Annotated in this window: 3 protein-coding genes; all 3 read right to left on the bottom strand. The window is 44.1% G+C overall.

Translation table 11 applies throughout. From position 1 onward, the window contains the following. Positions 1 to 830 (bottom strand): tyrosine-type recombinase/integrase (locus KWJ01_RS13245; RefSeq protein WP_224996943.1); only part of this gene is annotated, 830 nt, incomplete at its 3' end. A gap of 247 nt (positions 831 to 1,077) precedes the next feature. Continuing rightward, positions 1,078 to 1,221, bottom strand: a complete 144-nt coding sequence (locus tag KWJ01_RS13240; protein WP_224996941.1) for a hypothetical protein — start codon at positions 1,219 to 1,221, stop codon at positions 1,078 to 1,080. A gap of 249 nt (positions 1,222 to 1,470) precedes the next feature. Next, positions 1,471 to 2,064, bottom strand: coding sequence for a recombinase family protein (locus KWJ01_RS13235; protein ID WP_224996939.1), 594 nt, complete (start codon positions 2,062 to 2,064; stop codon positions 1,471 to 1,473). Positions 2,065 to 2,362: the final 298 nt, after the last annotated feature.

Raw genomic sequence — 2,362 nt, 5'->3', positions numbered from 1 at the left:
GTGCCGGCTCCGTTTCCCCTGGATACCGTTACAAAGGAGGCCCTAAGGCTATGGGCGGTATAGCGGTCTCCCAGGTATTTCTTGACCAGCAGGCGTACGTACTGATCAGTCAATCGATCACTGGTCATTTGGTCCCCTTTTCTTACCCTGACGAAGAGTGGTCCATGCTTGTGGGAGAGCGTTGAGATCCAACGCTTCAGGGTAAGCACGGGACAAAGCGCCGGATCAGCGCCATAGAAGATGGCCTTCACCAGGCCTTGCCCCATCTGATCTGTTTTGCTGCGCTTCACTTCCACCAGGATACCCCTTTCATCAAAATGCAGGTCTTCTATATCCAGAGAAATCAGTTCATTTCTTCTAAAGGCACCGGTAAATCCCAAAAGTAGTAGTGCCTTGTCCCTTAGTTCTCCCAGCTTGCCCTCATCCAGCTGGTAGAGCTGGCTGCGGAATTCTCCCAGGCTGTAGGCAGGAGCCAGCTTTTGCTGCAAGCCTTTTTCCCGCTTGATACCATCCAGTACAGTCTTGACAAAAAGGTGACCGGTAGGACTTTCATACCCTTGGAGCTTGTGCAATTTACTAAGCATGGCCAGGCGCCGCTGGATGGTGGCCAGCTTGTAGTGTTCTGCCAGGCTGCCGATATAGTTGGCAATGGTCTCAGGGGTTGCAGGAAATAAGGGAACTCCCTGTTTTTCGCACCAGGCGCTGTAGCAATCCAGGTCAGCTTTGTAAGAGCGCACCGTATTGGCTGCTCCCTCCAGCCCGGATTTTAGATACTTGGAGGCTACATCAGAAAATTGCGAGAGGGAGGAAAGACGTTCAGGCAGACTCATGATTTTTTGCTTTGGCAAAAGCTAATACAAGCGGGAAAAGAAAGCAAGATGGGAATGTTAATTCTTCACTTATCAATAGTAAAACTTATTATCTTTCTGATTGCCTCGCTGATGGATCACTTAAAATTTGTACAAGCGGGTCTTGTGCACACGTACCGGCACATGTAGATCCAGGGGAGGCTTTGCAGTCCAGAGAAGTTGCTCATATAGGGTATACATATCCGGTGTTTTTTGATGGGGGAAAATATTATCTAGCTATCAGTAAATGGATACTTTTAAGTTCTGCCAGGTAGCCATTGCGCACTGTTTGAAATTCATAAGCAGGATTGCTCATAGCAATGGATTCCAGTACCTTTTCAAGACTTTCTTCATCCTCTTGCCAGATGGCCACAAACATTTAATTAGTTATCCCTCTAGCCAATCTTTGTAATCTTCCTGGGTAGGATTAACTGTACGAGCATCCGAATGGTATCTGTAGGTGATGTTTTACCATAGGTGTAAAATAGTTCATGGAATCTCCTATGCTCTGGAGGGCAGTTGGCTAGGTACTGCTCCTGCTGCTTATTGCACTGTTCTAATGGTTGCTTAACCTTTATCATCTTTTGAAGTAACTGATCTTTCTTTTAAAGCTTACCGAATCCTAGCGAGATTGAACCCAGCCCTTTATTTCTACTCCCTCACTTTTTAAATATTTATACACAGTAGCATTACTGGCAATACCTACTTTTTCTCTGATTTCTTTGATGCTCTTTCCTTGTTTATATAAGAGTGCGGCAAAGGATGCTTTGATTGCAGCATCTTTAGATATTCCCTTTGGTCTGCCTCCTAGTCTTCCCCTGGCTCTTGCTGCTGCCAGGCCAGCTCTGCTCCGTTCCCTAATTATCTCCCTTTCATTTTCAGCGAAGACAGCGTTTAGCATAAACCAGATTCTGCCCATAGGGGTTGTTGTATCAATTCCTTCGGTAAGGCTTTTGAACTCTACACCTTTTTCCCTGAACTCAACCATAAGTTTAATCAGCTCAAGGGTTGTCCTGCCCAAGCGGTCTATTCGCCAGATCACAACCACATCTCCTTCTCTAAGATGGCTTAATAGTTTTTCATACTCTGGCCGGTGCTTAGAAGCTCCACTTATTTTTTCTTTGAAGATCTGCTGGCACCCAGCTTTCTTAAGAGCATCAATTTGAAGATCGTAATTCTGCTCTTCCTTGGAAACCCTGATGTATCCGAAAATCATCTCATTTACCATTTACTCTACAACATTCAATATAATGTAATTTAGTAACATGTCAGCGTTTCGTGTAATTCTGATTTACTGCTTTTTACATCTCAAAATAACTTTTGCCAGGGCGGTTAAATTTTATTTAAGTTACACTTAACCGATCGTTTTTGTGTAAAGGTGAAACCCTGACCCGTCCTAAAATGTGTTGACCGTTTGTTGCTAATACTGATATAAGTTTACCATTAAAAGTTAGTCCTGATTTTCATTGACCACAAGTGTAGATGAAGGTTTTTGGCTGTAGTAGTTTTTCCAT

The sequence above is a fragment of the Cesiribacter sp. SM1 genome (genome assembly GCF_020178975.1).
Taxonomy (GTDB): Bacteria; Bacteroidota; Bacteroidia; order Cytophagales; family Cyclobacteriaceae; genus Cesiribacter.
Note: the sequence above shows the minus strand (reverse complement) of the source record. Positions and strands in the feature narration are given on the sequence as shown.

What these genes read in the sequence shown, in the direction of transcription:
- KWJ01_RS13235 (WP_224996939.1), bottom strand. Translation starts at nt 2,064, where the DNA reads ATGATTTTCGGATACATCAGGGTTTCCAAGGAAGAGCAGAATTACGAT.